Origin of the sequence: Ralstonia sp. 24A2, assembly GCF_051783885.1 — a bacterium.
GTDB lineage: Bacteria > Pseudomonadota > Gammaproteobacteria > Burkholderiales > Burkholderiaceae > Ralstonia.
In genome coordinates, this window is the sequence record NZ_JBPVZD010000003.1 from 343,762 (window position 1) to 364,124 (window position 20,363).

A 20,363-nucleotide genomic window follows, 5' to 3' on the forward strand; every position below is an offset into this window, starting at 1 on the left:
GACGCCTATACTGGTGGGCGTTCGTCCCAGTCACCCTCGTGCAGACCTGCCATGACCACCCGTACCGAACGCGACACCTTTGGCCCCATTGAAGTCCCCGCCAATCATCTGTGGGGCGCGCAGACGCAGCGCTCGCTGCAGAACTTCGACATTGCGGGCGACCGCATGCCACGCGAGCTGATCGACGCGCTGGCCCGCATCAAGCGCGCAAGCGCCACTGTCAACCACCGCCTGGGGCTGCTACCGGCCGAGAAGGCCAACGCCATCATCGCTGCGGCGGATGAAGTCATCGCGGGCAAGCACCCGAACGAATTCCCGCTGGTGGTCTGGCAGACGGGCTCCGGCACGCAGAGCAACATGAACATGAACGAGGTGCTCGCCAACCGCGCCAGCGAACTACTGGGCGGCGAGCGCGGCGAGAGCCGCCTCGTACACCCGAACGACGACGTCAACCGCAGCCAATCGTCCAACGATGTGTTCCCAACTGCGATGCACGTGGCGGCCGTCACCGCCATCACGCGGCACCTGATTCCGTCGCTGCGCACGCTGCGCGAGACCTTGGCCAAGAAGGCGGCCGACTTCGATGACATCATCAAGATCGGCCGCACGCACCTGCAGGATGCGACGCCGCTCACGCTCGGCCAGGAGTTCTCCGGCTATGTCGCACAACTGCAGCACAACGAAACGCACCTGAACGCAGCACTGCCGCACCTGTGCGAGCTGGCACTGGGTGGCACGGCAGTGGGGACCGGCCTGAACGCGCCGGCCGGCTATGCAGAACAGGTGGCGGCCGAACTGGCCAATCTGACCGGCCTGCCCTTCGTTACCTCGCCCAACAAGTTCGAGACCATGGCCTCGGCCGATGGGCTGGTGCACGCGCACGGCACGCTGAAGACGCTGGCCGCCAGCCTCACCAAGATCGCCAACGACATCCGCTGGTTGGCCAGCGGCCCGCGCAGCGGCCTGGGCGAAATCTCCATTCCCGAGAACGAGCCGGGCTCGTCCATCATGCCGGGCAAGGTCAACCCCACGCAAAGCGAAGCCGTGACGATGCTCTGCGCACAGGTGTTCGGCAACGACGTGGCGGTCAACATTGGCGGTGCATCGGGCAACTTCGAGCTGAACGTGTTCCGCCCGATGATTGCCTACAACTTCCTGCATAGCGTGCGCCTGTTGGCCGACGGCATGCGCAGCTTCAACGATCACTGCGCCGTGGGCATCGAGCCCAACCGCGCCCGCATCGACGAGCTGGTGCAGCGCTCGCTGATGCTGGTCACGGCACTCAACCCGCACATCGGCTACGACAAATCGGCGCAGATCGCCAAGAAGGCGCACAAGGAAGGCACGAGCCTGCGTGAAGCAGCGCTTGCACTCGGCTACGTCACGCCCGAGCAGTTCGACGCGTGGGTACGGCCGGAGAATATGGTCGGCAGATAAGCCGCAGGCTGCCCCGAGGCCTGCGCTGACAGCGTCAGCGCGGGTTCGGGAAGCGAAGCCGGAATTCGGTGTACTCGTGTTCGACCGACCTGCACGAAATGCTGGCGCCCCAGCCACGCAACACCTTGCGGCAGAACATCAAGCCGATGCCCGTGCCACGATGTGCCGGGTATGAAAAGAACGGCTCGAACATCCGCTTGAGCACCGTCGACGAGATACCCGACCCCGTATCGCGCACCACGATCTCGAAGGCGCGTGGCAGCCGCTCATAGGCAATGTGGAGGTCACCCTTGCCCACGCGCTGGATCGCCTCCAGCGCGTTCTTGGTCAGGTTGGTGACGATGTGCTCGAACAGGCTCGCGTTGCCGAGCACCCGCACACCCATGCCCGGTGCAATCGAAACCAGCTCCCGCGTACCGGGCTCGAACGGAAAGACGGCAATCGCCGCGCAAATGGCCTCATGTGGATCAAACCAGCTGATGCTGACGGTCTGCGGGGCTTTCGAGTTGGCGACCAGCAGCTCGATGCTGTTGTTGGCACGCACGACATCGGTGCGCATCCGCTCAACCGCTTGCTGCAATATGGGCAAATCGGGATGACTGACTGATGCCAGGCTTGGCAAGCGATTCTGGATTCCCTGCGCAGTCAGTGCCAGGCTCGCCAGCGGCGTGCGCAACTCGTGGGCGACGGTGCCCAATGCCAACTCCATGCCCTGCCGCTTCTGCTCAGCGAGTATCTTGCGATCCAGCTTGGTGATAACGAGCATTGCGATCAGAAACGCGAAAATTGGGAGTTGCACCGGCAGGGTATGCCATGGGAATACAAGCTCTGTACTGGTCGTCAACCAAAACAGCGCTATCGCAGCAAGCCCTCCAGAAACCAGTGAAACTAAGGCGAATGTCACGCCGAAGTGAAACAGGACCATCACTGCAATCAGCACGGATTCCGTCCATACCATCGACCCTGCGTTCTTCAGATAGAAGAAAGTAAAGGCAAAAGGTATTCCCGCCGTGATGACAAAGAGGGCATAGACGGGAAACCATTTGCGTTTGGACAACGGCCCCGGAAACAACAGTGGGATAAACAGCAATGCACAGGCCAGCCGTAGCCAGCCGTTTTCATAGGGCTGCGGGAAAACATGCGTCCAGATCCAAAAATAGAGCGGGTGGCCGACTACGCCCATCAACCCAAAGAGGCGTATGCGCTGCAAGCGCGCTGCACTCTCGTCATTAAGAAGCGCTGCATGTACCAAGGAGTTCTCCAGATGCTTCCACACACGAGCCAGACATCGGCGAGGCACTTCTCGAAATGCACCACCCTGCTCTATCGTCATAACGTCACAGAAGGTTCGCTAGATTAGTCGGTTAACGCCGCTCGGCGCGTGGAAGACCATGCGCGCAGATTCACTTGCTCACGAATATCACCCAACACATCGAGCAAACGCTCAATATCGGCCGAGACGAGCTTCGCGTGCAGAGTCAATCGCACCAATGACCGATTCTTAGATGTCGCTGGCGGGCAAAAGACCGCGCCAAAAATACCACGCGACTGCAATGCGTCGCGCAATACCTTGACCTGGGGCTCCGTCCCCGCTTCAAGCGCAATAATCTGCTCGGTTCCATCCGCGATGTTGTAGCCCAGTTCAGCGATGCCGGTACGAACCAAACGTGTCATCGTGTGGAGCTTCTGCCGCCGGTCATCAGCCGCCGCAATGAAGTCCGCTGCGGCATCAAACCAAGCCAGTTCATGGTGTAACAACCCCGAGCTAAAAATAGCCGGGCGCGCCTCCATTGCAAAGTACTCCTTGAACCTCTCGCTGCAGGCAATGAATCCAGCACGGCCGGCAAACGCCTTCGCCAGCGAAGCGGTACGAAAATGCACGCGTTGCTCCAAACCAAGCTGCACGACCAGTCCGGCGCCACCTGGGCCATGCGTACCCAATGAATGCGATTCGTCGACAACGAGCACCGAGCCGCTGGACTCGGCAACCTGAGCAAGTGCAGGCAGGGGGGCAACGCTTCCGTTTGTGCTGTAGAGCGAGTCCACCAGAATCACGCCTGGCCCCATGTGTGCAATCTGCCGCTCCAAGTGCTCGGTGTTGTTGTGACGAAAGGGAATCGGCTGAGCACCGGCAGCGGTGATGCCCTCCCACAAGGAGGCATGCGCATTCATGTCGACAAAAACGGGCGTACCTGGACCGGCGATGGACTGGATCAATCCAACGTTGGCCGCCCAACCAGATTGGGCAATCAGTCCAGCTTCCGCTCGCATCATGTCTGCCAATCGGCGCTCAAGCCGATGTTGAGGCGTATCACCGTGCTGGAATATGGAGGACATCAGCAACTCTCCTTCACTCGCCAACAGCGTGCGAGCCTGAGCGCGCACCAAGGCACGCTCACCAAGCAGGCAAAGGTAGTCGTTGCTGTTCAGGAATAGAGCATCTGGTCCAGGTTCACGACCGTGCAGCAGGTGGCCGCCCCCCCAGAGTCTCGCTACACGATCATCGAAATAGCGCCGCACGCGGGCTTCGATCCAATCCGGCAGTGCTGGTGCAGCTACCGGAGGCGTTGGGACTAGTGAAGAAGGAACGTTCTTGGGCAGTGTGGTCATAGTGGCCTCTTCGGGTTGCTGAAAACCCCGATGGCCTTGCATCACCACCGGGATGCAATCCGAACTACCACTCTGCCCTCCATGCGCGAAGCACCCATGGACGGGAATCGGAACTAGACCAAAAGTCCTAAACCGATGATGCGCCGCGCTGTGCGACGCGCACGTCAACACGCTCCGGTGTCAGCGCACGTTCAAACACGGCACGCGCGCCATGCGTTGTGCCGGTGCCGCACATGAAGGCATCGATGGCGGCAAACCCGTGCTCGGGCCACGTGTGGATCGACAGGTGCGACTCCGCCAGCAGCAGGACACCGGTCACACCGCCCTGCTCGCCAGCGGGTGCGCCAACACGCAGCGAATTGAAGCGATGGAGATGCGCATGAAGAATGGTGGCACCCAACGCTGCGGCGGCCTCGCGCAGCGCAGCTTCCAGCGCCTGTGCATCGCGCAGCAGCGCGGGCGCCACGCCATACAGGTCGAGCAGCAGATGCTCGCCCACTGCAACAGCGGTTGCAGCATGCGGCGTCGCGTCCGTGCGCGTCACTTGTGGCCCCCACTGAAGCCGCCGCCGTAACCGCTGCCACCCGACGATCCGCCCCAGTACGAAGACCCGCTGGTGCCGCTGCCATACGACGGCGTACGCGGTGCGGCAAAGCCGGCTTTCCAGTCCATGACCGTTGCGCCGATCACCACACACACGGCATACAAAACAAACCAGCCTTTCATTCCCCACCCCCGACCTTGGCGACCAGCCACGCCGGTACGATCAGCATCAGCGCTGCGAAAAACGTGATCATGAATACCGAACCGGGCGCCATGAAGAACGGCACCAGATTCAGCAGGCCGAGCAGTACGCAGGACACCACCGCCACCGTCATGTAGCCCGAGGCCGATGCCCCCGTCACCGGTTCCGGCACGACCTTGCCGAACCACGCTTTGATCTGCGCAGTGCTGACCGGCGTGCTCCTGGACCAACTCAGTTCATGCGCATCGCTCTCGGCAGCAAGGCTTTCCTGGCCGGCCGTGTACTCGACCACGCGCGTCTGGTCGCCCGCCTGCACGCGCCAGTTGAAGGCGCCGGCAGCGTAGGTCACGCGCGCGGTGTAGTCCTCGTCGCGGGTGTACTGCGTGTTGCCCAGCGTGGCCTTGCGGCCGTCGGTCTGCGTGGGCCAGCGGTCGAGCACGTTGGCACGGAACCAGCCGTCGTCGGTTTCCACCATCCACGTGAAGCCACGCTTGGGGGTGTACAGCAGGTATTCGAACCACTCGCCGCCGCCGTCGACCACCGTACGACGCATCACGCCGATCACCTGCCATTGCTGGCCGTCGATCAGCGCCTTGTCGCCCAACTCCAGCGTGGTGACAACCTGCGGCACGGACCGGGCGCGGGCGATGATCTCGCCGCGCGGCGTGGCTGCATCGATGGCCGCACCGCAGCCGGGGCACAGCACGTGCCCGGTCACGCCGGGGCTGAACGGGATCGACGTGCCGCATTGCGGGCAGTCGAGGTTGGTGAGCTTGCGGGGGACGCGGCCGGCGGTTTCCTTGATCTCGGCGTCGGTGCGCAGGAGCTGGCACTTGAGCGCTTCGAGCGTGGTGGCCTCGCCCAGGTAGAGCGTAGGCGCCGTGCCGTCGGAGTAGTCGAGCGTGATGAAGGCGTCTTCGCGACGACCATCGGCCACGCGCGCATGCCAGCCCTCGCCCACACGGAACGGCAACTCGCCCTGGCCGCCGGTGCAGTCCGCCTCGCGCACATCGGACAGCGTGAACTGCTTGCCGTCAGCATCGTAGAGCTGGCCGGGGCGCAACGTTTCGAACGCCACGGCGTTGTGCGGCACGCCACGCGAGAACGTCATGGTGACCTGGCCCGAAGCCTCGGCCAGCCAGCCGTCGGTGCTGTCGTCAAACAGCACGTACCACTCGTTCCAGAAGCCCGCGTCGTAGCGCAACTGGATGCGGCCTACGACGGTGAAGGCCTTGTTCTTGTAGCGCCCGGTGGTGCCGATCTGCACGCGTGCGTAGTCCTCCAGCACGGCAGACATCTTGCCGATGTCGGACAGCGTTTCGCCGTCGCGCAGCAGTGTGCTCTTGCAAAAGCTGCACACCGTCATCACGGCAGCGGCGGACTTCAGTTCCACCGGCGCGCCACACGCCGGGCAGTTGGCATGAAACATGGTCGGGTCGTTCGATTGCACAGCAAAACGGGCGGCTAGCTGCGCCGCCCGGTCATCCGATCAGCAAGGCCGCGCTCAGCCTCCGGTCAGCGCTTTGAGCACTGCGGCCTTGCCGGCATCAAAATCGGCCTGGGTGATGAGGCCCTTGTCGAGCAGATCCTTGAGCTTGGTCAGGCGTGCGGTGGGGTCGTCGGCAGCCGGAGCAACCGGTGCGGCGGCAGCCGGTTGTGCAGCAGGCGCTGCGCCGGCATTGCCCTGCACAGCCGTGCGCAGGCTCTCGGCCATCGTCTGACCCATTGCCAAGCCTGCTGCCAGACCCGCGCCCGTTCCAGCGATGCCACCTTCGTTCTGCGCAGCCAGCGGCAGCGATTCGGCCGCCTGATACTGCGTGAAGCGCCCCATGTCGCCGGTCATGTCCATGCTGATGCGGCGGTCCATGGCGGCCTGCAGTTCATCCGGCAGCGTGACGCTGGAGACCTGGAAGCTGTCGAGCGCCAGGCCGTACTGCGTGAACTGCGGTGCGAGGGTCTCGCGTACCTTGTTCGACATCAGCGTCTGGTTGGCGGCCAGGTCCAGGAACGGCACACCGGATTCGCCAAAGGCTGTGGCCATCGCGCCCATGATGACGGGGCCGAGCTGGGCCTCGACTTCATCGACGGTGTAGATGTCGCGCGTGCCGCTCACCTGTTGGTAGAACAGCTTCGGATCGGCCACGTGGTACGCGTACACGCCAAAGGCGCGCAGGCGGATCATGCCGAAATCCTTGTCGCGCACCGTCACCGGCTGCGGCGTACCCCAGCGGCGGCCGAGCTGCTGGCGCGTGCTGAAGTAGTAGACGTCGGACTTGAAGGGGGACTCGAACAGCTTGTCCCAGTTCTTCAGGTAGGTCAGGACGGGCAGCGTCTGCGTGGTCAGCTTGAAGGTGCCAGCGCCGAACACGTCGGCAATCTGGCCTTCATTGACGAACATCGCCATTTGCGAGTCGCGCACAACCAGCATGCCGCCGTTCTGGATTTCCATGTCCTGCATGGGGAAACGCCAGGCGAGCACGCCGTCTTCGCTCTCCGTCCACTGCAGGATGTCAATAAACTGCTTTTTGATAAAGCTGGACAGGCTCACAGGAAACTCCTTCGCAATGATTCGCGGTGCAGGAACAATCAGGACAAACAGGCAGCGTTGATCACACCCACCGCCAGCGCGCTCACGCCAAACAGCATACCGGCGGCGGTGTTGTTGTGCTCGATCTGCAGGCGGTAGTCGGGCATCAGGCGCGTGAGCACCACGAAGACGATCAACTGCACGACCGACGCCATCACCGACCAGAACAGGAACGGCAGCAGGCCATCGGCGTGCGCGATGCTCGATGCGATGGTCAGCACGAAACCGAGCAGCGCGCCGGCCAGCGACAGCGCTGCGGAAACGTTGCCTTCACGGATCAGCTTGAACTCGTCGTACGGCGTCAGGCGCAGGTAGACGAAGAAGAAACCAGCAAACACCACAGCACCCGCCAGCAGGTGCGAGGCATAGGCGATCACGGAAGCGGTCATATCGGGCATGGGCAGAAGGCAATCAGCCTGGGCAGTGCGCAAGTGGCGCCACTATAGCGGCTGATGGGTCGCTTGCGTACCCCCCACAGATGCCGGCGCATCGGCATGCCAAGCGTTTGCGCCGTATTTGTTATCGCCTCTTAATTTTGATCGACGCGTAGCCTCCGGTCGTGGCGGCCGCAGACGCGCCCGTGCCGCAGTCCCCCGTCCCGCAGAAACCCTTGCCCATCAACCGTTTCGCGGGTTGACCTGCCTTGTGCAACTCAATACGCACACCTAGAGTGAGTGGCAGGGATTGGCCGATTCGACAGACTGTCAGGGGGCTGCCATGACGACACCGAATTGCATCCACGTGGACCGTCGCACCGTCCTGAAAACCGCCGTCGCGGCGGCAGCGGTGCAACTGGCGCCGCCCTTCATCATCAAGGCGCGCGGTGAAGCCCCGATCCGCATCGGCATGGTCGACCCGCTGACGGGTGTCTATGCCGCAGTCGCCCAGAACGAGGTCATGGGCGCGAAGCTTGCCGTGGCACAGATCAATGCCCGCGGCGGCATCCTCGGTCGGCCGATCGAGCTGCTGGTGGAAGACTCCGCCAACGACGTCGGCACCGGCGTGCAGAAGGCGCGCAAGCTGATCGAGCGCGACCAGGTGACGTTCCTGATCGGCGACGTGAACTCCGGCATTGCCCAGGCCATTGCCCAGGTCAGCAACGAGAAGAAGGTGCTGCACATCGTCTCGGGTGGGCACACCGACACCATCACCGGCAGCGACTGCAAGTGGAACGTCTACCGCGTGTGCAACACCACCAGCATGGAAGCCAACGCAGTGGCCAGCCTGCTGTTCACCAAGTACGGCAAGAAGTGGCACTTCATCACGCCGGACTACGCCTTCGGCCACACGCTGCAGAAGGCGGCGGCGGCTGACTTGCAGAAGCTCGGCGGCACCATGACCGGCAATGAACTGACACCGCTGGGCACGACCGATTTCTCATCCTTCCTCATCAAGGCGCGCGCTGCCAACCCTGATGTGCTGCTGGTGCTGCCGCAGGGCTCGGACATGGTCAACTGCCTCAAGCAGATCGCGCAGTTCGGCATCGGCAAGCAGATCCACATTGCAGGGTTGCAGCAGGAGCTGGAATCGTTGGAGGCGATGCCGCCCGAGGCGCGCGTCGGCGTCTGGATGTTCGAGTGGTACTGGAAGCAGCCCGGCGTGCCGCACGTGGAGAAATTCGTGGCCGACATCCGCAAGGTCAACAACGGCAAGGTACCGACCGCGCGCCACTGGTTCGGCTATACGTCGGTGCATACGCTGGCGGGCGTCGCCAACCGCGAGAAGACCCTCGATGCACGCAAGCTGGCCGAAGCGCTGGGCGGCTACGAGTTGCCCGATGACGTGAAGCTGCAACCCAACAAGTGCTACTACCGCAAGGGGGATCACCAGTTGATGACGTCGTCGTTCGTGGGCGAGGCATTGACCAAACCGGCGGGCGATCCGGAAGACCTGTTCCGCGTCGACAACGTCGTGCCCGGCGACAAGACCGCGCCGCCCGAGAGCGCGACCGGCTGCACGATCAAGTGGCCGACCTGATCTTCTGAACCGTCCTGCCTGCGCCCACAACGCGCACCAATGCGCGCGCGGGGAGCCATGACACAGCTGCTGCTCTTCAACATCACCAACGGGCTGATCATCGGCGCGTTCTACGTGCTGATGGCGCTCGGGCTGTCGCTCATCCTCAACCTGAGCAACGTCATCAACTTCGCGCACGGCGGCTTTCTCGTCATCGGCGGCTATATCGCCTACACCATCACGCCGTATGTCGGCTTCTGGGGCGCACTGCTGATCGCACCGCCGATTGCGGCACTCATCGGGCTCGTGCTGGAGCGCCTGCTGATCCGTCGTGTGTATGGGCGCGACCCGCTCTACAGCCTGCTGCTGACCTTCGGCCTGGCGTTCGTGTTTGAAGACGGCACGCGCTTCATCTGGGGCGCGCAAGGCAAGCCGGTATCGATTCCCGAAGCGCTGGCGCAGCCGCTTTCCAATGAACTCTTCTTCATCACCGGCTACCGGCTGTTCATGGTGGGCACTGTGGCGGTGACAGTGGCCGCGCTCTTTCTGCTACTGCGCTATACGCGCATGGGCATCCGCATCCGCGCCGGCACGCTGGATCTGGAAACCGTGGCGGCGCTCGGCATCAACGTGGGGCGGCTGCGCTCGCTCAACTTTGCCGTGGGCATCTATCTCGCGGGCCTCTCAGGTGTGCTGGCGGCCGGGCAGCTCGGGCTGGAGCCGACCATGGGCACGGGGCTGCTGATGCCGAGCTTCATCGCCATCATCGTTGGCGGGGTCGGCAGCCTGACGGGCACGCTGCTGGGTGGGCTGCTGATCGGGGTGGCGTCGGGCGTGACGGCGGTGTTCGTGCCGGCGGCCAGCGAGGCAGTCATCTACGTGATGATGGCGCTCGTACTGCTGCTGCGCCCGCGCGGGCTGCTGGGTGAAGAAGGCATGCTGACATGAGCGCGCGCGACAACCAGGCACAGCTTCGCCGTCTACTGGGGCTGCTGGCCATCTGGGCGATGCTGCTGCTCGCGCCCGACTGGATGCCGCTGCTGGGTGGCTACACCGCACTGGGCACGCGCGTACTGGTGCTCGGGCTGGCGGCCATGTCGGTCAACTTTCTGCTGGGCTTTACCGGCGTGCTGTCGTTCGGTCATGCGGCGTACTTCGGGCTGGGTGCGTATGGCGCGGGCCTGGCATTGAAGTTCCTGGCGCAGAGCACGCCGCTGGCGCTCGTATGCGGCACGCTGCTGGGCGGCATCGCTGGTGCGCTGCTGGGCGCGTTGAGCGTGCGGCGGCGCGGCGTGTATTTCGCCATGGTCACCATCGCGTTCGGGCAGGTGTTCTACTACATCGCCTTCCAGTGGAGCTCACTCACCGGCGGCGATGATGGGCTACGTGGCTTTACACGTGCACCGCTGCATCTGGGCTTCACCACCATCGACATCCTGTCGAATGCCGACGCGTTCTACTACTTCGTGCTGGCCTGCCTGGCGCTGGTGACGGGGGTAATGGCGGGCGTGCTGCGATCCCCGTTCGGCCGCACCATGATCGCCATCCGCGAGAACGAGCGGCGCGCGCGCTTTCTCGGCATTCCGGTCAACCGGCATATCTGGATCGCCTTCACGCTGTCGTGCTTCTTCATGGGCTTTGCCGGCGCGCTCTATGCGCTGCTCAACAACTTTGCCGATCCGCGCGGCCTGCACTACAGCCAGTCGGGCGATTTCGTGATGATGGCTGTCATGGGCGGTATGCGCAGCTTCTGGGGGCCGCTGCTGGGCGCGGTGGTCTTCGTTGTGCTGCAGGACTACCTGTCGAGCATCACCGTCAACTGGATGTCGTTTGTCGGCATGCTGTTCGTGGCGATCGTGCTGTTCTTCCCGCGCGGGCTGCTGGGCGTGATCCGGCGCAGGAGCGAATCGTGAGCGTGCTTGCCGTGGAACGCGTCAGCAAGCACTTCGGCAGCCTGGTCGCAGTGCAGGACGTGTCGCTATCCGTCGAGCCCGGCGAACTGCGCGCCGTCATCGGGCCCAACGGCGCCGGCAAGACAACCTTCTTCAACCTCATCAGCGGCTTCTTCCGGCCCACTGCCGGCACGATCGCCTTTGAAGGGCAGGACATCACTGCCCTGCCCGCGCACCGGCGTGTGGCAGCCGGCATCGCACGCACCTTCCAGATCACAGAGATCTTTCCAGAACTGACGGTGTTTGAGAACGTGCGTATCAGCGCCGAGACCGCGGCGGGCTTTCGCCTGCGCCCGTGGGTCAGCCCTGCCGACACAGCCCGCGTGCGCGAGCAGGTTGCGCAGACGCTTGAACTCACCGGCTTGCGCGGCAAGGCCAACCGATTGGCCGGCGAACTGGCACACGGCGACCAGCGCACCACCGAGATTGCCATTGCACTGGCACTGCACCCGCGCCTGCTGCTGCTCGACGAGCCCACCGCCGGCATGGGCGATCAGGAAACCGACGAGACCATGCAGCTCATCCACCGCCTGCACCGCGAGAACAACTTCACCATCGTGCTGATCGAGCACGACATGCGCGTGGTATTCGACCTGGCCGATCGCATTACCGTGCTCGACCAGGGGCGGCTGCTGGCCGAAGGCACACCGGCGCAGATTGCCGCCAACGAGGCCGTGCAGGCCGCCTACCTCGGGAGCGCATCATGACTGTTGGTTCGCAACCTGCCCTGACGGCAGAAGGACTGCACACCTACTACGGCAAGAGCCACATCCTGCATGGCGTCAGCCTGGAGGCGGCGCAAGGCTGCATCACCGTTCTGCTCGGCCGCAACGGGGCGGGTAAGTCCACCACGTTGCGCACGCTCATGGGTCTGACGCCCGCCCGGCAGGGGCGCGTAACGATCTTCGGCGCGGACACCACGCGTTGGCCCACCTACCGCATCGCCGCCAGTGGGGTCGGCTATGTGCCGGAAGGGCGCCGGATCTTCGCCAACCTCACCGTGGAAGAAAACCTGAAAGTCCCCATCGAGCGCAGCGGCCCGTGGACCCTCCCGCGCGTCTACGCATTGTTCCCGCGACTGGCCGAACGCAAGTTCAGCCGCGGGCGTTCGCTCTCGGGCGGCGAGCAGGAGATGCTCTCGCTGGGCCGCGCGCTGCTGCTCAACCCGCGTTTGCTGATCCTGGATGAGCCGTCACAGGGGCTGGCGCCGCTGGTGGTGCGCGAGGTATTTCGCGTGGTGTCGCAGATGCGCGACGCAGGCATCACCGTGCTGCTGGTCGAACAGAACGCGCGCATGAGCCTGGAAATTGCCGACTACGCCTATGTGCTGGATGACGGGGGCATCGTCCATGCCGGCAACGCGCGGGAGCTGGCGGCGGACGAGCACCGGGTGCGCGCGTTGACGGGAGCCAGCGCGGCAGCAGCATAAGGGCCGGCGCAGTGGGGTCGCCGGTTCGGCAAAAAATCGGCACAATCGCGCTCGCCGTATCGGTGCGTCGGTGGTTTATTAACGCCCGATCATGATCCGCCCATACCTCCGCCCCTCGCATGTCGACGCCGCAGCCCGACGCCGTTCTTGAATCTTCGCCACCGCAACATCCGCAAGGTCGTGGTAACGCCTTGCTGGTCCTGGCCGTGTTCGTGGTCGCCTCGTGTGGGCTGGCCTACGAGCTGATTGCCGGGGCATTGGCTTCGTACCTGCTGGGCGATTCGATCCTGCAGTTCTCCTCCATCATCGGCGCCTACCTGTTTGCGATGGGCATCGGCTCGTGGCTCTCACGCTACGTGGCAGACGATGCGTTGCTCGCCCGCTTTGTCGATCTGGAACTGTTGGTGGGGTTGTTTGGCGGCGTGTCGGCGGCGGCGCTGTTTGTCTTGTTTGCGGTGGAATCGGCGCCGTTCCGGTTGGTGCTGTACGCGCTGGTGACGGTGATCGGTGTGCTGGTCGGCATGGAGATTCCGCTGGTGATGCGCATGCTGCATCGCCGGCAAGCCAAGTTTTCCGACCTGGTCAGCCGCGTGCTGACGTTCGATTACCTGGGCGCGCTGGCCGTATCGCTGCTGTTTCCGCTGGTGCTCGCACCGCGCCTGGGGCTGGTGCGCACGGGCTTCCTGTTCGGGCTGCTCAACACGGCGATTGCGGTCTGGACGCTCTGGCACTTTCGCGCAGAACTGGCACTCACCGCTCGCATGCGCAGTGCGATGGCGTGGCGTGCAGGCGCCGTCGCTGCCGCGCTGCTGGCGGGCTTTGCCGCATCGGACAAGCTCACGCACTGGTCCGAACGCGCACTCTTTGGCGACGAGATCATCCATGCGATTTCCTCGCCGTATCAGCGGCTGGTGGTGACGCGCTGGAAAGATGATCTGCGCCTGTACATCAACGGCAACCTGCAGTTTTCCTCGCGCGACGAATACCGCTACCACGAGGCGCTGGTGCTGCCCGCGCTGGAATCCGTGCGCGGCGCGCGCCGCGTGCTGGTGCTGGGCGGCGGTGATGGCCTGGCGCTGCGGCAAATTCTGAAATACCCGCAGATCGAACATGTCACGCTGGTCGATCTGGACCCGCGCATGACCAACCTGTTCTCGCATGCGGAGGCGCTGGTTGCGCTCAATCAGCATGCGTTCAGCGACCCGCGTGTGACGGTGGTCAATGCAGATGCTGGGCAATGGCTGCAGACCGCCACCGACATGTTCGACGTGGCCATCGTGGATTTTCCGGACCCGTCCAACTTCAGCATCGGCAAGCTGTATTCGGTGCCGTTCTATCGGCTGCTGTCGCGTCACGTGGCGGATACCGGGCTGGTCGTCATTCAGGCCACATCGCCCTACTTTGCGCCGCGCTCGTACTGGTGCGTGGATGCGACCTTGAAGGAAGCGGGCTACCGCACGTGGCCGTATCACGCACTGGTACCGTCGTTTGGCGAATGGGGCTTCATCCTGGCTGCGCCGGGCCGGGCGGATTTCCAGCCGCCCACGTCGTACCGCGTGCCGACACGCTTTCTGGACGCCGACACCACGCACCAGATGTTCAGCTTCGCGCCCGACATGCCGCGCCCGCAGGTGGAGCCCAACCGGCTGAACAACCAGTCGCTGGTGCGGTACTTTGAAGAAGACTGGCACGGCGTGCTGCGCTGATGGCAACACGACGCAGCTTTCTGATCGGTGCAGCCGCCGCCGGTGTGACAGCGGCCGGTGCGGCCTCGTGGGCCGGCTTTCGCGCGCTGACCGAGATCACGCCTAACGTGCGCATGCCCGGCCAGGCCGCCGGCCACCAGTTGCGCGATCTCAAGGCATTACCTGCCCCATCGGAGACTCGCCGCGTGGGCGTGGCCGTCTGCGGTAGCGGCATCGGCGGATTGAGCTGCGCCTGGCGCTTGGCGAAAAGCGGACGGCGCGACGTGGTGGTCGTGGAGGGGCCAGAGCGCTACGGCAATGCGGCCGGTGGCGCGTTCGGCACGCAACGCTTCCCGACGGGTGCACATTACCTGCCACTGCCGTCAACGGAATCGACGCACGTGCGCGAAATGCTGTCCGACTTCGGCGTGATCGAGCGCAATCCGTTTGCGCTACGCCCGACCTACGACGAACGCGTACTCGTTCACGCCCCGGATGAACGCCTGTGGCTCGGCAACCGCTGGCAAGACGGCTTCGTGCCGCATGAAGGCATTACCGAGGCTGAGCGCACCGAGCACACCCGCTTCTTCGCCCAGATCGACCGCCTGCGCCAGACCACCGGCAACGACGGCCGCCGCATCTTCGTCGTGCCGACCGCGCTGTCCTCCGCCGACCCGGCCTGGCGCGCGCTCGATACGCTCACCTTCCGCGACTGGCTGCACCGCGAGGGCTACCAAGCCGCTACGCTGCACTGGTATGCCGACTACTGCTGCCGCGACGACTACGGCGCCACGGCGGATCACGTGTCCGCCTGGGCCGGCATTGCGTACTTCGCCAGCCGCGGCGGCATGGCCAGCAACGCCGAACAGGGCACCGTGCTCACCTGGCCCGAAGGGCTGGACTGGATGGCCGAGCGCTTGTTTGCAGCTGCAGAGCTGAACGATGCCGACCGCCTGCTCCCAGGCAGCGCTGCACGCATCGGCAAGACAAACGAAGGCGGTGCGCGCGTCTATGCCGACGTACTGCAGGCCAACGGCCGCGTGGTGCGCCTGCTGGCCGACCACGTGGTGAGCGCGATGCCGCTGCACGTCGCCAAGCACGTCGTCGAAGGCTTTGACGTGCCGGCCGCCGAACTGCCCGAAGCGGCGCCGTGGCTGCTTGCCAACCTGCTGATCGACGGCTTTCCGCCCGAGTACGACGACACACCGCTCGCGTGGGACAACGTGGTCTATCGCGGCACGGGGTTGGGCTATGTGGTGGCCAATCACCAGGACATTCGCGTGGGGCCGCCCGCACAGAGCGTGTTCACGGCCTACGTGGCGCTGTCGGACATGACACCGAAGGCGGCGCGTGAGTGGATGCTGAACGCATCACCTCAGGTGCTGCTCGATCGCGCGCTGGCCGATCTGGACAGGATCTACGGCATCCGCCTGCGCACGCAGATCCGCCGGGCCGATCTGACCCTGCGCGGGCATGCCATGGCGATTCCCACGCCCGGCTTTCTCTCGCGCCCGGGTATTGCGCGCCTGCGCGAGAACGCCGGGCCGATCCACTATGCACATGCGGATCTGTCCGGCTATTCCGTGTTTGAAGAAGCGGCGTGGTGGGGCGATCAGGCGGCGCGGTCCATCCTGGCCGCCTGAGGACGACGGGGCTTTAGCTTCAACCCTGACGCGGCCAGAGCGTGCGGCCGAAGAACGTCAGCGCGCGGTCCCACGCATGCTGCGCCCACACAGGGTCGTACTGCGTGGCGGCAATGCGGTTGGGGCCGACGGCCGTTTCGTTGGCGAAGGCGTGGTGTGCAAGGTAGCGGTGGAAGTCGACATCGACACCGGCGCCGGTCAGCTTCTTTTCCAGCTCGTCAACCGTTTCGATCTTGAAGAAGCCATCTTGCGTGGCCCAGTGGCCCTGCACCGGCACCTTGATCTTCGAGGCGTCGATGTACTCCAGCGGCGGGCAGCCGTACCAGACCACACCGGCAGCGGCTTCGGGCACGTTGCACAGCGCCAGCAGCGTGAGCGCGCCGCCCATGCAGTAGCCCGTCACGCCCACACGGTCGCAGCTCTGCTTGAGGTATTGCACGGCGCCGCGCACGTCCTGCGTGGCCGCGTCGCCAAAGTTCAGGTTGCTCATCAGGTGGTGGGCTTCTTCCTCTTCCACCGTCATCGTGCCGCGATAGAGATCGGGCACCAGCGCCACGTAGCCGGCGCGCGCGAGGCGGTCGGCCACGCCGCGAATCTGGTCGTTCAGGCCCCACCACTCCTGGATGACGACCACGCCGGGGGCGCCCTCGGCCTTGGCCGGCTTGGCCAGATAGCCCTGGAGTTCCTGCCCGTCCGGGCGCTTGAACGAAATCATGGTTCCTTGCGGTGCAGTCATACGAAAAGCTCCTCTGCCTGAAACGAAAGCGCACAGCATAGCCCCCGACCGTGAAATTTGCAGCCGTGCTGCAACGGCTGAAGTGCGCGTCAGCAGACTCACACATATTTAACCCGGGTATTATTGACCAACCATTATTACCCGGGTAATAATTACCGAACAACGCCTGCCCGCCAGCGCAGGCCACCACACATGCACACACATGCATTACGCAAGGACCCACCATGACCGACCGACGGGAACTGAAGCGCCAATACCTGGAGACCCGAACCCACGCCGGCGTGTACGCCATCCGCAACTTGGTCACGGGCAAAGCCCTGGTCAACGGCAGTACCCATGCGCAGGCCGCGCTCAACCGCCATCACTTCGAGCTGAAGCACGGCAGCCACGCCAACGCCTTGCTGCGCAAGGACTGGGCTGACCACGGCGAATCGAGCTTCGTGTTTGAAGTGCTCGACCTGGTCAAACACCGTGAAACGCCCGACTTTGATGCCGCACGCGAACTGGAAACGCTGGTCACGCTCTGGCGCCAGGAGATTCCGTGCGAGGGCACGTCCGGTTATGAGAACGAGGAACGCGCAGCATGAGCACCGCCGGATTCGCGTTCTGCATGGCCGTGCAACGTGCACATGCCAGCCTGCGCCTCAAGCTCGACGACAAACTCGGCACGCATTACGGCATCGACTTTGCTGATTTTGTGCTGCTGGATTGGCTGCTCTCCAACGCAGACGGCCACGCCAGCCTTGTGGAATGCGTGCAACCGCTCGGGCTGCCGCGGCCAGCGGTACTCAAGCGCGCGCTGGCATTGGAAAAGATCGGCCTGGTTGAACGCCAAAGCGCACAGGAGGGCCGCCGCATTGCCATTCGCCCCGCAGGCAAGACACTCGTGCACAACGCACGCGAGACCATCGGCTGGCTTAGCGGCCAAGCCTTGATGGCAGTCGAGCCGGCATCCAGCGCATCGGCAGAAGCGGCGCTGCGCACCCTGGCCGATGCCCGCATTCTGAAGGTGCTCTGATACCCCTCCTTCTGGGAGCAGGCAGGCGACGCAAAATCTCTATCATGGCGGCACACTCATTCCTGACATGACAACCGCCATGATCAAAACCCTCGCCCTGATCGTCTACCTGCTGGTGCTGCTGATCCACATCTACATCGTCGTGCTGGAGATGGTGCTGTGGAAGACGCGCGGCCCCAAGGTGTTCCGCATCACGCCGGAGAAGGCTGCAGAAACGGCGGCGATGGCCTCCAACCAGGGCCTGTACAACGGCTTCCTGGTGGCGGCGCTGGTGATCGGGCTGGTCGCGCCGGACCCGGTGGTCAACGCATCGTTTGCGTTGTTCGGGCTGATCTGCGTGGCGGTGGCCGGCATCTGGGGCGCGATCACCGTCAGCAAGCGCATTCTCTACGTACAGACGGTGCCAGCAGTGGCTGCACTGGTGCTGGGGTGGTTTGCCTGAGCGGAGCGCACCCGGCGGCGCTTGTCGGCATCGCCATTGCGCACTAGCTTGAAAGGAGTCGGAAGGGTCCGCACCCACCGGGTGCGGCATCACCAACGGAACTTCACACATGCCACCTGCCACCCGCCGAATATGCCGAATGGGCATCCTGGCGCTACTGCTGGCGAGCTTGTGCGCCCCTCCCATCTCCGCTCAAGTGAGGAAAGCCATGACGCTGACCTTGACCTCCCCCGCCTTTGCCACCGGCGGCGCGATGCCCAGCCAACTCACATGCGAAGGCTCGGACACCTCTCCGCCGCTGGCCTGGACCGGCGTGCCGGCGGGCACCCGCAGCCTGGCCCTGATCGTCGATGACCCGGACGCGCCGGACCCCGCCGCGCCGCAGATGACCTGGGTGCACTGGCTGCTCTACAACATTCCGCCCAGCGCAGCGTCTCTCGCTGAAGACGCCGCGCGCAAGGGGCTGCCGCCCGGCACGCGCGCCGGCACCAACGACTGGCAGCGCACCGCATATGGCGGCCCTTGCCCACCCGTCGGGCGCCATCGCTACTACCACAAGCTTTATGCGCTGAACGTGGAACTGCCGGAGATGGGGGCACCCGACAAGGCTGCGCTGGAACGTGCCATGCGCGGTCACGTCATCGCTGAGGCAGAGCTAGTCGGCACCTACCAGAAGCACAAGCCCTGAGCGTGCATCTCAACCGCTTCAGGGCTTGGTTACCGCCCCCTTGCGAAACAACGCGTACGGCACGCCGCGCTCCGGGTGCGCCGTCGTCTCGTTGATGAAGCGCTCCACATCTGGCACATCGCGCAGTGCGGTCATGAACGGCTCAAACGCATAGCCCGGCGCCACGCAACCCTGCACGAGCATCCAGCGCTGCCACACCGTCACCCACAGCGTGGTGCTTTGTTTCCACCCGGGCACGTGGATCGCCATCCACTGCAGGCGCCGCTGCGCCGTCTCGGCAATCTCATCGTCGTAGGCAAAGGCATTGGGCAAGCGGCAACGGCCTTCAACCCAGCAATGGTTGCCATGCTCGATGCGGTGATGGGAATCGCGCTTCCACTCGGCTTCGCTGATGCGCGGGCCGGCGGGCTCAGGGCAGTTGGCCACACCCGACGAAATCTGGAAGAACGGATCGTGGCCGCGGTTCTGCAGGTCGTCTTCTGCGTGGATGGCCGATGTGCTGAGCAACAACAAGGCCAGCGCAATGCAGCGGACATCGATCGTCATGGTGGCCTCCTTGGCAGACCCGGCGCAATCGGTTGCTACCAAGCATAGGCACACCATGACGGTGCGGCCAAGGCTCAACCGAGCGGGATCTCGAAGATCCACTTCAGCGTCCAGCGGTCCGTTGCGCGCGTCAGGCCCCGGCCAATGCCGAAATTGAAGACGAAGGGCTTGAGGTCGACGTCGAATGCCAGGAACACCGTGTGCTGCTGCTCGTGCAGTGGCGCGATGTGGTTGATGGGGCCGAGCCCCGCGTAGTACTCCATGCCGGCACGCACACCCGTCGTAACAGTGCGTGCGATCTTGAAGCTCGGCGCGGCCTCCGGCACGCCGCTGCGCCCCGGACCGGACAGGCTCCAGTCGAGCACCGGATTGACCGCCCACAGCCAGCGCGCGTCCTGGTACCCATAAATGGGCCGCAGCTCCAGCGCATTCTGCGATTGCTCAAAGCGCCCGGCAACGTGGGCCACCTCCACGTTGATGCCGGCAAACTGGCCCACGTCATCTTCGGGGCGCACCGGCATCCATTTCAGGCGCAGCTTGGGACCCGTCACGTAGGTCGTGTTCTCGCGCGTGAGTGTGGTCGGCACGTACAGCCCAAGTTCCAGCGACGGTGTCAGCCCGTAGGAAAACTCCGCCGTGGCACGCCACCCGTGCGGTGTCGTGACCTCGCCCGGATAGCTGGGCTCGCTGATACCGCTGGGCGTGGTGTTCAGGTGCAGTTCCAGACCGAACTGTCCTGGGGCGTTGATGTCGCCGGTGTAAACCTGGATTTCATCAGGCAGGACCGCCCGCGCGGGCAGCGCGACGCTGCAGAGCGCAGCGGCGACCCAGACAGCGCGTGTGACACGTGTGAGCAGCATGATGACCCCGGGGAGAATCCCGAGATCAT

General features: G+C 64.3%; 22 protein-coding genes. 12 read left to right on the forward strand and 10 right to left on the reverse strand.

What is annotated here, in order from left to right:
* Nucleotides 1-51 precede the first annotated feature (51 nt).
* Nucleotides 52-1,437 (forward strand): class II fumarate hydratase, encoded by a 1,386-nt coding sequence (gene fumC, locus ACS13N_RS18930; RefSeq protein WP_438933162.1) that lies wholly within the window; start codon nt 52-54, stop codon nt 1,435-1,437.
* A 34-nt stretch (nt 1,438-1,471) separates the two neighbouring features.
* Here fumC and ACS13N_RS18935 read toward each other — a convergent pair whose 3' ends face one another.
* The 7 genes from ACS13N_RS18935 to ACS13N_RS18965 form a co-directional block, all read right to left on the reverse strand.
* Nucleotides 1,472-2,764, reverse strand: a complete 1,293-nt coding sequence (locus ACS13N_RS18935; RefSeq protein ID WP_438934447.1) for a sensor histidine kinase — start codon at nt 2,762-2,764, stop codon at nt 1,472-1,474.
* Nucleotides 2,765-2,793: 29 nt separating this feature from the next.
* On the reverse strand, nt 2,794-4,047 hold the full coding sequence (cqsA, locus tag ACS13N_RS18940) for an alpha-hydroxyketone-type quorum-sensing autoinducer synthase (RefSeq protein WP_438933163.1): 1,254 nt from the start codon (nt 4,045-4,047) through the stop codon (nt 2,794-2,796).
* Between the two features lie 127 nt (nt 4,048-4,174).
* Entirely contained in the window at nt 4,175-4,591 is a 417-nt protein-coding gene (gene speD / locus ACS13N_RS18945; RefSeq protein ID WP_438933164.1) for an adenosylmethionine decarboxylase, read from the reverse strand.
* A complete protein-coding gene (locus tag ACS13N_RS18950; protein WP_199032805.1) occupies nt 4,588-4,773 on the reverse strand; it encodes a hypothetical protein in 186 nt (61 codons plus the stop codon). Before ACS13N_RS18950 ends, speD begins: the two co-directional genes overlap by 4 nt.
* Nucleotides 4,770-6,221 carry a DUF4178 domain-containing protein gene (locus ACS13N_RS18955; protein ID WP_438933165.1) on the reverse strand — a complete coding sequence of 484 codons (1,452 nt, stop codon included), beginning with the start codon at nt 6,219-6,221 and terminating at the stop codon, nt 4,770-4,772. Before ACS13N_RS18955 ends, ACS13N_RS18950 begins: the two co-directional genes overlap by 4 nt.
* A gap of 75 nt (nt 6,222-6,296) precedes the next feature.
* The gene (locus ACS13N_RS18960; RefSeq protein ID WP_438933166.1) at nt 6,297-7,340 is read right to left on the reverse strand and encodes an SPFH domain-containing protein; all 1,044 of its coding nucleotides are present in this window, start codon (nt 7,338-7,340) and stop codon (nt 6,297-6,299) included.
* A 38-nt stretch (nt 7,341-7,378) separates the two neighbouring features.
* The gene (locus tag ACS13N_RS18965) at nt 7,379-7,777 is read right to left on the reverse strand and encodes a DUF350 domain-containing protein (protein WP_316682804.1); all 399 of its coding nucleotides are present in this window, start codon (nt 7,775-7,777) and stop codon (nt 7,379-7,381) included.
* 319 nt (nt 7,778-8,096) lie between these two features.
* Between ACS13N_RS18965 and ACS13N_RS18970 the strand changes: the two genes are divergently transcribed.
* The 7 genes from ACS13N_RS18970 to ACS13N_RS19000 all read left to right on the forward strand — a co-directional run bounded on the left by ACS13N_RS18970 (nt 8,097) and on the right by ACS13N_RS19000 (nt 16,044).
* The gene (locus tag ACS13N_RS18970; protein ID WP_438933167.1) at nt 8,097-9,356 is read left to right on the forward strand and encodes an ABC transporter substrate-binding protein; all 1,260 of its coding nucleotides are present in this window, start codon (nt 8,097-8,099) and stop codon (nt 9,354-9,356) included.
* Between the two features lie 57 nt (nt 9,357-9,413).
* Complete coding sequence (locus tag ACS13N_RS18975; protein WP_438933168.1) at nt 9,414-10,283, forward strand: branched-chain amino acid ABC transporter permease; 870 nt, start codon at nt 9,414-9,416, stop codon at nt 10,281-10,283.
* Entirely contained in the window at nt 10,280-11,248 is a 969-nt protein-coding gene (locus tag ACS13N_RS18980) for a branched-chain amino acid ABC transporter permease (protein WP_438933169.1), read from the forward strand. Before ACS13N_RS18975 ends, ACS13N_RS18980 begins: the two co-directional genes overlap by 4 nt.
* A complete protein-coding gene (locus ACS13N_RS18985) occupies nt 11,245-11,994 on the forward strand; it encodes an ABC transporter ATP-binding protein (protein WP_438933170.1) in 750 nt (249 codons plus the stop codon). The genes ACS13N_RS18980 and ACS13N_RS18985 overlap by 4 nt, the downstream gene beginning before the upstream one ends.
* Nucleotides 11,991-12,716: an ABC transporter ATP-binding protein gene (locus tag ACS13N_RS18990; RefSeq protein ID WP_438933171.1), complete on the forward strand. Its 726-nt coding sequence runs from the start codon at nt 11,991-11,993 to the stop codon at nt 12,714-12,716. The genes ACS13N_RS18985 and ACS13N_RS18990 overlap by 4 nt, the downstream gene beginning before the upstream one ends.
* Before the next feature lie 119 nt (nt 12,717-12,835).
* A complete protein-coding gene (locus ACS13N_RS18995; protein WP_438933172.1) occupies nt 12,836-14,422 on the forward strand; it encodes a polyamine aminopropyltransferase in 1,587 nt (528 codons plus the stop codon).
* A complete protein-coding gene (locus tag ACS13N_RS19000) occupies nt 14,422-16,044 on the forward strand; it encodes an NAD(P)-binding protein (RefSeq protein ID WP_438933173.1) in 1,623 nt (540 codons plus the stop codon). Before ACS13N_RS18995 ends, ACS13N_RS19000 begins: the two co-directional genes overlap by 1 nt.
* A 19-nt stretch (nt 16,045-16,063) precedes the next feature.
* Here the strand turns inward: ACS13N_RS19000 and ACS13N_RS19005 are convergent, their stop codons facing one another.
* Nucleotides 16,064-16,780 (reverse strand): dienelactone hydrolase family protein, encoded by a 717-nt coding sequence (locus tag ACS13N_RS19005; protein ID WP_438933174.1) that lies wholly within the window; start codon nt 16,778-16,780, stop codon nt 16,064-16,066.
* 224 nt (nt 16,781-17,004) lie between these two features.
* Here ACS13N_RS19005 and ACS13N_RS19010 point away from each other — a divergent pair, with 224 nt between their 5' ends.
* The 4 genes from ACS13N_RS19010 to ACS13N_RS19025 all read left to right on the forward strand — a co-directional run bounded on the left by ACS13N_RS19010 (nt 17,005) and on the right by ACS13N_RS19025 (nt 18,928).
* On the forward strand, nt 17,005-17,367 hold the full coding sequence (locus ACS13N_RS19010; RefSeq protein WP_438933175.1) for a GIY-YIG nuclease family protein: 363 nt from the start codon (nt 17,005-17,007) through the stop codon (nt 17,365-17,367).
* Nucleotides 17,364-17,798, forward strand: coding sequence for a MarR family winged helix-turn-helix transcriptional regulator (locus ACS13N_RS19015; RefSeq protein ID WP_438933176.1), 435 nt, complete (start codon nt 17,364-17,366; stop codon nt 17,796-17,798). Before ACS13N_RS19010 ends, ACS13N_RS19015 begins: the two co-directional genes overlap by 4 nt.
* A gap of 79 nt (nt 17,799-17,877) precedes the next feature.
* Complete coding sequence (locus ACS13N_RS19020) at nt 17,878-18,240, forward strand: DUF1304 domain-containing protein (RefSeq protein ID WP_438933177.1); 363 nt, start codon at nt 17,878-17,880, stop codon at nt 18,238-18,240.
* A 208-nt stretch (nt 18,241-18,448) separates the two neighbouring features.
* On the forward strand, nt 18,449-18,928 hold the full coding sequence (locus ACS13N_RS19025; RefSeq protein WP_438933178.1) for a YbhB/YbcL family Raf kinase inhibitor-like protein: 480 nt from the start codon (nt 18,449-18,451) through the stop codon (nt 18,926-18,928).
* 18 nt (nt 18,929-18,946) lie between these two features.
* On the opposite strand, the gene ACS13N_RS19030 is transcribed toward ACS13N_RS19025, so the two are convergent.
* Both ACS13N_RS19030 and ACS13N_RS19035 read right to left on the reverse strand, forming a co-directional pair.
* Nucleotides 18,947-19,474, reverse strand: a complete 528-nt coding sequence (locus ACS13N_RS19030) for a BON domain-containing protein (RefSeq protein ID WP_438933179.1) — start codon at nt 19,472-19,474, stop codon at nt 18,947-18,949.
* A gap of 74 nt (nt 19,475-19,548) precedes the next feature.
* Entirely contained in the window at nt 19,549-20,334 is a 786-nt protein-coding gene (locus tag ACS13N_RS19035) for a hypothetical protein (protein ID WP_438933180.1), read from the reverse strand.
* Between the last annotated feature and the right edge of the window lie 29 nt (nt 20,335-20,363).

What these genes read in the sequence shown, in the direction of transcription:
- fumC (WP_438933162.1), top strand. Translation starts at nt 52, where the DNA reads ATGACCACCCGTACCGAACGCGACACCTTTGGCCCCATTGAAGTCCCC.
- cqsA (WP_438933163.1), bottom strand. Translation starts at nt 4,047, where the DNA reads ATGACCACACTGCCCAAGAACGTTCCTTCTTCACTAGTCCCAACGCCT.
- ACS13N_RS18950 (WP_199032805.1), bottom strand. Translation starts at nt 4,773, where the DNA reads ATGAAAGGCTGGTTTGTTTTGTATGCCGTGTGTGTGGTGATCGGCGCA.
- ACS13N_RS18955 (WP_438933165.1), bottom strand. Translation starts at nt 6,221, where the DNA reads ATGTTTCATGCCAACTGCCCGGCGTGTGGCGCGCCGGTGGAACTGAAG.
- ACS13N_RS18965 (WP_316682804.1), bottom strand. Translation starts at nt 7,777, where the DNA reads ATGCCCGATATGACCGCTTCCGTGATCGCCTATGCCTCGCACCTGCTG.
- ACS13N_RS18970 (WP_438933167.1), top strand. Translation starts at nt 8,097, where the DNA reads ATGACGACACCGAATTGCATCCACGTGGACCGTCGCACCGTCCTGAAA.
- ACS13N_RS18975 (WP_438933168.1), top strand. Translation starts at nt 9,414, where the DNA reads ATGACACAGCTGCTGCTCTTCAACATCACCAACGGGCTGATCATCGGC.
- ACS13N_RS18980 (WP_438933169.1), top strand. Translation starts at nt 10,280, where the DNA reads ATGAGCGCGCGCGACAACCAGGCACAGCTTCGCCGTCTACTGGGGCTG.
- ACS13N_RS18990 (WP_438933171.1), top strand. Translation starts at nt 11,991, where the DNA reads ATGACTGTTGGTTCGCAACCTGCCCTGACGGCAGAAGGACTGCACACC.
- ACS13N_RS18995 (WP_438933172.1), top strand. Translation starts at nt 12,836, where the DNA reads ATGTCGACGCCGCAGCCCGACGCCGTTCTTGAATCTTCGCCACCGCAA.
- ACS13N_RS19000 (WP_438933173.1), top strand. Translation starts at nt 14,422, where the DNA reads ATGGCAACACGACGCAGCTTTCTGATCGGTGCAGCCGCCGCCGGTGTG.
- ACS13N_RS19005 (WP_438933174.1), bottom strand. Translation starts at nt 16,780, where the DNA reads ATGACTGCACCGCAAGGAACCATGATTTCGTTCAAGCGCCCGGACGGG.
- ACS13N_RS19010 (WP_438933175.1), top strand. Translation starts at nt 17,005, where the DNA reads ATGACCGACCGACGGGAACTGAAGCGCCAATACCTGGAGACCCGAACC.
- ACS13N_RS19015 (WP_438933176.1), top strand. Translation starts at nt 17,364, where the DNA reads ATGAGCACCGCCGGATTCGCGTTCTGCATGGCCGTGCAACGTGCACAT.
- ACS13N_RS19020 (WP_438933177.1), top strand. Translation starts at nt 17,878, where the DNA reads ATGATCAAAACCCTCGCCCTGATCGTCTACCTGCTGGTGCTGCTGATC.
- ACS13N_RS19025 (WP_438933178.1), top strand. Translation starts at nt 18,449, where the DNA reads ATGACGCTGACCTTGACCTCCCCCGCCTTTGCCACCGGCGGCGCGATG.
- ACS13N_RS19030 (WP_438933179.1), bottom strand. Translation starts at nt 19,474, where the DNA reads ATGACGATCGATGTCCGCTGCATTGCGCTGGCCTTGTTGTTGCTCAGC.
- ACS13N_RS19035 (WP_438933180.1), bottom strand. Translation starts at nt 20,334, where the DNA reads ATGCTGCTCACACGTGTCACACGCGCTGTCTGGGTCGCCGCTGCGCTC.